This window comes from Collinsella sp. CLA-ER-H4 (assembly GCF_040092395.1).
Taxonomy (GTDB): domain Bacteria; phylum Actinomycetota; class Coriobacteriia; order Coriobacteriales; family Coriobacteriaceae; genus Collinsella.
Genome location: NZ_JBBNLQ010000017.1, coordinates 22,159 through 28,158, shown reverse-complemented (window position 1 = coordinate 28,158; position 6,000 = coordinate 22,159). Strand labels below are relative to the sequence as shown.

Annotated in this window: 4 protein-coding genes and 3 tRNA genes; 3 read left to right on the top strand and 4 right to left on the bottom strand. The window is 58.1% G+C overall.

Annotation, left to right across the window (positions count from 1 at the left end; all coding sequences use genetic code 11):
* Positions 1 to 274 precede the first annotated feature (274 nt).
* Both AAAX34_RS09015 and AAAX34_RS09010 read right to left on the bottom strand, forming a co-directional pair.
* Complete coding sequence (locus tag AAAX34_RS09015; RefSeq protein WP_349110983.1) at positions 275 to 1,165, bottom strand: ROK family protein; 891 nt, start codon at positions 1,163 to 1,165, stop codon at positions 275 to 277.
* A gap of 141 nt (positions 1,166 to 1,306) precedes the next feature.
* On the bottom strand, positions 1,307 to 2,488 hold the full coding sequence (locus AAAX34_RS09010) for an aminotransferase class I/II-fold pyridoxal phosphate-dependent enzyme (RefSeq protein ID WP_349110981.1): 1,182 nt from the start codon (positions 2,486 to 2,488) through the stop codon (positions 1,307 to 1,309).
* Positions 2,489 to 2,654: 166 nt separating this feature from the next.
* Between AAAX34_RS09010 and AAAX34_RS09005 the strand changes: the two genes are divergently transcribed.
* From AAAX34_RS09005 to AAAX34_RS08995, 3 genes are all read left to right on the top strand, one after another.
* Positions 2,655 to 2,731 (top strand) — tRNA-His (locus AAAX34_RS09005).
* Positions 2,732 to 2,753: 22 nt separating this feature from the next.
* Positions 2,754 to 2,829: transfer RNA gene (locus tag AAAX34_RS09000), tRNA-Lys, on the top strand.
* Between the two features lie 43 nt (positions 2,830 to 2,872).
* Positions 2,873 to 2,945: transfer RNA gene (locus AAAX34_RS08995), tRNA-Lys, on the top strand.
* Positions 2,946 to 3,210: 265 nt separating this feature from the next.
* Here AAAX34_RS08995 and dinD read toward each other — a convergent pair.
* Together dinD and AAAX34_RS08985 are read right to left on the bottom strand one after the other, a co-directional pair.
* Positions 3,211 to 4,071, bottom strand: coding sequence for a DNA damage-inducible protein D (gene dinD / locus AAAX34_RS08990; RefSeq protein WP_349110979.1), 861 nt, complete (start codon positions 4,069 to 4,071; stop codon positions 3,211 to 3,213).
* A gap of 161 nt (positions 4,072 to 4,232) precedes the next feature.
* Positions 4,233 to 5,759 (bottom strand): FAD-binding protein, encoded by a 1,527-nt coding sequence (locus tag AAAX34_RS08985; RefSeq protein ID WP_349110978.1) that lies wholly within the window; start codon positions 5,757 to 5,759, stop codon positions 4,233 to 4,235.
* Positions 5,760 to 6,000: the final 241 nt, after the last annotated feature.

Genomic DNA, 6,000 nt, shown 5'->3' with positions numbered 1-6,000 from the left:
ACATAGAGCTCTATTACAATAGGGTGCGCATGCATTCCACCCTGGGCTACATGTCTCCAGTGGAATACGAGCGGCAATACGCTTGAGGATCATTAAAAGAAAGTCCAGTTTATCCTTCCCACTCCAAAGCCTCCCATTTCTCATGTCCAAGAAATGGGAGGCAGTTCATTGTTGTCCTAGGCGGCCTTTTTTATTTGAGGGCTTATATGGGGCGTGGTGGCGTCGTTCCGTAGGTTGGATTTGCCGAGCGCGCCACGCCCTGTGGGTGCGTCTGCTACTGAAGCGCCTGTGCGCCCAGGGCCAGGCAGCCCATAATGCCCTGCTTGCCCTCGAGGCTGTTGTTGACGATGTAGTTATCGATGTCGTTGACCTCGGGCGTGACGATATAGCCGTTGAGCATCTCGGCGCACTTCTTGCGTGCGAGCGGCACGATGGGGGTGTGGTCGGCCACGCCGCCGCCGATGATGATCTTTTGCGGCGCGTAGCACAGCGTGTAGGTCATGAGTGCTTGTGCCAGATAGCCGGCGAGCAGGTCCATGGCCTCCGGGTCATCGGCCATGTCTCCGGCGCTCTTGCCATCCCAGCGCTTTTTAACGCCAGGGCCGGCGATGAGGCCCTCGAGACAGTTGTCATGGAAGGGGCAGGCGCTATGCTCGCCGATGGTGTCGCGCGGGTCGCGCGTGACCAGGATGTGGCCGGCCTCGGGATGCATCATGCCGTGCACGAGCTTACCGCCCGAGAGAACGCCGGCGCCCACGCCGGTGCCGATGGTCAGGTAGACCACATCAGTGAGGCCCTGGGCGCAACCAAAGGTGACCTCGCCCAGGCAGGCGACGTTGACGTCGGTGTCGTAGCTACAGGGAATATTGAGCTCGTTTTGGATGGTACCCAGCAGGTCGAAGTAGCGCCATGCCGTCTTGGGGGTCTCCAAGATCTTGCCGTACTGGGGCGAGGCAGGGTTGACTGCGGTGGGGCCAAAGGCGCCGATGCCCAGCGCGGCGATGCCCTTGTTCGCAAACCACGCGTTGACGGCCTCAACGGTCTCCTGCGGGGTCGTGGTCGCGATCTGCTCGCGCTCCAGGACCGTACCGTCTGCATAGCCCGTGGCGCAGACCATCTTGGTACCGCCGGCCTCGAGCGCTCCGATAAGCTGCTGCTCTGCCATAGTATTCCTCTCTCTGGGACGAGTTGCTCCGTGACTAAAGTATAGAGCTCTAAACCATTTAAGAAAGCGCTATAAATAGAAGCCCCGCAACGCGGTGGGCAGTGCGGGGCTTCTTCGATTGCTTTAGTTGCCGGGCCGTCCTTACCCGCGCGGCTTGATTTTATCACGTAGCGATTTGAGGTTCTCTAGCGCCGCGTTAAGCGTCTCGTCTCGCTTGGCAAAGTGGAAACGAATCAGATGGTTGACGGGCTCGCGGAAGAAGCTCGAGCCGGGCACGGCGCCCACGCCCACCTTAGACGCGAGGTCCTCGCAGAATTCGAGGTCGCTGTCGTAGCCAAACTCAGAGATGTCCATCATGACGTAGTAGGCACCCTGTGGCACGTTATGCTCAAGACCGATGCTGTCGAGTCCCTGGCAGAATAGGTCGCGCTTGGCGGTATAGAGGTCGAGGACCTCCTGGTAATAGCTGTCGTCGAAGTTGAGCGCGGTGACGACGGCCTCTTGCAGGGGAGCGGCGGCACCTACGGTGAGGAAGTCGTGGACCTTCTTGATACGCTCGGTAATCTCGGCCGGGGCAATGGTGTAACCCAGACGCCAGCCGGTGATGGAGTAGGTCTTGGACAGCGAGCTGCAGCTGATAGTGCGTTCGAACATGCCGGGCAACGTGGCCATATAGACGTGCTCATGGGGCGCATAGACGATGTGCTCGTAGACTTCGTCGGTGATGCAGTACGCGTCGTACTTTTTGCACATGTCGGCGATAAAGGTGAGCTCCTCGCGCGTAAAGACCTTGCCGCAGGGGTTAGAAGGGTTACACAGGACGATGGCCTTGGGATCGTTGTCGCGGAAGGCAGCCTCGAGTACCTCGCGGTCAAAGTCGAAAGCGGGCGGGTTGAGCGGCACATAGATGGGTTCGGCACCCGAGAGGATGGTGTCGGCGCCGTAGTTCTCGTAGAACGGCGAGAAGATGACGACCTTGTCGCCGGGGTTTGTGACCGTCATCATGGCGGCCATCATGGCCTCGGTGGAGCCGCAGGTGACCACGATGTTCTCATTGGGGTTGATTGGCATGCCCATAAAGTGCTCCTGCTTGGCCGCGAGCGCCTCGCGCATGGCCTGGGAGCCCCAAGTGATGGAGTACTGGTGATAGAGCGGCTCGGGGTTGGTCGCGATGGTGCTGAGGCTCTGGAGCAGCTGCGCCGGAGGATCGAAGTCAGGGAAGCCCTGCGAGAGGTTGACGGCGCCGTACTTATTGGAGATGCGCGTCATGCGGCGGATGACCGAATCAGTAAAGGTCGCCGTGCGGTTGGAGAGTTCTTTCATGCCTGTCCTTTCGAGCATTTGCAGTGGGGCAAGTTTACTCCTATGAAACCGGTGGGATTTGCTCGAAATGGTCTCGAAAAACTCTTTTCAAAATTCTTGAAAATTGGGGCTTGCATCGCGTGGCGTTCCTTGCAATAATAGTCGAGCGCGAAGCGCACAGGACACGGTGGGTGTAGCTCAGTTGGCTAGAGCGACGGGTTGTGGTCCCGTAGGTCGAGGGTTCGAGTCCCTTTACCCACCCCAGTTCTTGCTTCGTGTTGATATCGGGTCGTTAGCTCAGTTGGTAGAGCAGGGGACTCTTAATCCCAAGGTCCAGGGTTCGACACCCTGACGGCCCACCACACGATATCTCCTCTAAAGTCCGCCACAACGGACTTTAGCTTTGGGTCGTTAGCTCAGTTGGTAGAGCAGGGGACTCTTAATCCCAAGGTCCAGGGTTCGACCCCCTGACGGCCCACCCAAAGCATGTTAAAGCGACTGGCTTAGGCTGGTCGCTTTTTTGTTAACCTCGCATGGGGTCGAACCCGTCGGGGCGCGGAGCTGAGGAAATGCGTAAGCATTTGCCAGCGCAGCGCGCAAGGCGCCTTGGCGCCGCAGCGGTCGCCTGCGCAGCAGGCTGACCCCCTGACGGCCCACCCAAAGCATGTTAAAGCGACTGGCTTAGGCTGGTCGCTTTTTTGTTAACCTCGCATGGGGTCGAACCCGAAAGGGCGCGGCCGCTTTCACAGATTGAGTCTACCCTGGGGATCGGTGAAACCGTCAGTACCCTCCTTGAGTTTCTTCTCGTCTGCCTTCACGCGACGCTCGAGCATTTTTGTATCCTCGGCAGGCGGTAGGTTCTCGGGAACAATTCCGCGGTCGATGAGGCTGCCACGCACGCTCGTGTTGTTCTCGACGTGTTCTTGTTTGATCTGGTCCAGACCGTACAAGTCGTGTTCCTCGGCGTTGAAGGCCGTCATCGAGTTCGTGAGGTCCTTTGCTTTGATGAGAACATCGGCTAGCTTGTCCGCCAATGCAGCACTCTTGGGCACACCAAGCTGCCGCTTCATGTCCGCCGTGCTTCTGCCGCCGAATAACGCCTCATCGCCCTTCGACTTGATGATCGCGAATCCTTTGGAGTCCACGCCTCGTTTGAACGCAATGCGCGAGAGCTGTTTCTCTGAATCGGATAGCGAGTGGCGCGCCTGCAAGCGCTGAATCTCTGCGAAGCGCTGCTCTATGAGCTCCTGACGGCGTGTCTGCACGGCGAAGTACGCCTGTGCGAGTGCGATTTCGGGCTTGTTTGGGTCTCCGTTTTGGGCGATTAAATAGCATGCGTAGCGCGTCAGCTTATAGTCTTTTACGGCTCGTTTGGCGATGCCGGCATCTACCATTTTGCTGGCCTCAGCAAAATGGGCGGCAACAGGCATTTTATTGGTGTCACACGATGCCATGGATCTCTTAACTGCAGTCTCAAAATTACGCCATTGGGTGTATCCGAGGGGTTCCATTAAATCGCGTGCGAGCCAACACTCAACGCCGTCTTCTACATGGGCGTAGCTGTCAAGTTCGACACGCCATTTCTCGATATCCCTGCTGTCCATATCTCTTCCTTTCTGTTCGTTTGTCTACGTGGACTATGTCGACTCCGTATTCAGAATGAGTATATTTGCCCGCGCGGACACGAATGGGCCCTGTGTCGCTTTGAGCTCACGGGACCCATTAATATCGAGAAGTTGTGTTCTGCTCTGGAGGGGTGCTCAGCTTAGTCCGCTCGATAGTGCGAACCCAGGCTTTCGGTCCGCTTGCGCATGGCTTTGACCATTTCCTGTGCTAGTTGAATCTGCGATTGCAGGCGGGCGAGGGCAGCGATTTCGCTGTCGTTGGCATGTGGCTTATTTAGAGCCGTGGCTTCGTCTTGCAGGCTTTCAAGCTGTTGCAGGGCCTCGGATAGGCCTGTTTCGGTCCTGTTGATCATGCAATAGGTGCTCATCGTGTGCCTAAGGCTGTGTGTCAGGCGTTCGGCATCTGTTGTGGCAATGCCGTACTGGGGGAGGGTGATATCCGCCTTCAGGGCCGCCTCAGGCTCTTTCTGCGCTGTGAGGGCTGCCGATGCGCCCGCGATACGTCCGAATACGATGCCGTTGGCGCTTGACAAGCCACCAATGCGGTCGGCGCCGTGCATGCCGCCTGTCGCCTCGCCGCAAGCGTAGAGGCCCTCAACGCCCGTGTGCGCGGTCTTATCGATCTTGATGCCGCCGTTAGCGGCGTGGGCATACATCGCAACGCGCATCTCGTCAGTCGGGGCGATGCCGTGCTCGTCTTGCAGCCAGGTGGCAAAGGTCTGCACAAACTCTGGGACATCCTCGCGGGGGAAGTCGTAGTGGAGTGCCAGGCCTTCGACACCTGCCTGATCGATGACGAGATCGATAGCGCGGGAGGCCAAGCGTGACGTGAAGGGACCATATTCAGAGCGCTGCTCGAGCAGGTCGTCCAGCTTGTCGTCGGTAATATCTACCGGCTGGTCTACATGCACGTAGCGCCAGGTTTTCTCGTTGAAGACCAAGTTACGCCTGGGCTCGATGAAGCCGGGCATCATCTGCATGAACTCTATATTAGTAAGTGTTGCGCCGTGCGCCAGTGCGATGGCCTGCGAGGAGCTGAGCACATCAGCCGACGTAAGGCTGCGCTCGAACAGGCCGCCTGTGCCACCGGCTGCGATGATCGTGGCCTTGGCAGCAAAGGGCACGATTCGATTTTCGGTAAGGTCGTAGAGTACGGTTCCGGTTATTCTGCCGTTCGTGTCCTCAACAAGGTCGATAAGCTCATGGCGGGGGAACAGGCGAATGCCGAGCGACTCGGTCCAGGTCGTCAGAGCGTCCTCAAGGGGCTTGCGGGTGAGGCCGCGCCACATGCGCGTCTTGTGGTCAAAGCAGGGGATAAATTGCTTTTGTTGAGCACTCTTGGCGCTTTGCGGACGCTGGAGCTCAACGCCCAGGTCTTGCTCGAGCCAGTCAATCGCTTGGGGAATGCCGTGGACGAACGCTTGGACGAGTTCGGGGTCGGCAACGCCGCCGCCGACGGCCAGGATGGTGTCGATGAGGTCCTGCTCGTCGTCTTCGTTAACGGGTCCGATAAGCCCTAGGCCCCAGGTTCCGGGGAAGAAGCTCGATCCACTCATAGTCTTGCCGGCGCTTGCCACAGTGACGGTTGCACCCGTGCGTGCCGCTTCGATGGCGGCGCAAAGGCCCGCAATGCCAGATCCAATTACCAGTACATCAGTCGATTCCATCGGATTCCTTTCTCGTCCGGCGCATTGTCGCACGGGTGATCGGCAATGGGGCCGCAAAGACTCGGCAAATCGGTAAAGGGCAAATATGGCAGGTGGGCGTCAGGTGGACTCGGTCACTTCAGTCGGCTAATTTGGTAAGTTGCGGTGGAATACGGACTGTTTTGGCCTGTATGGATGCAATTCAGTCCGTATTTCACCGCAACTGATATATCGGACCTTCTAATAAGAGTAACCAATTTGG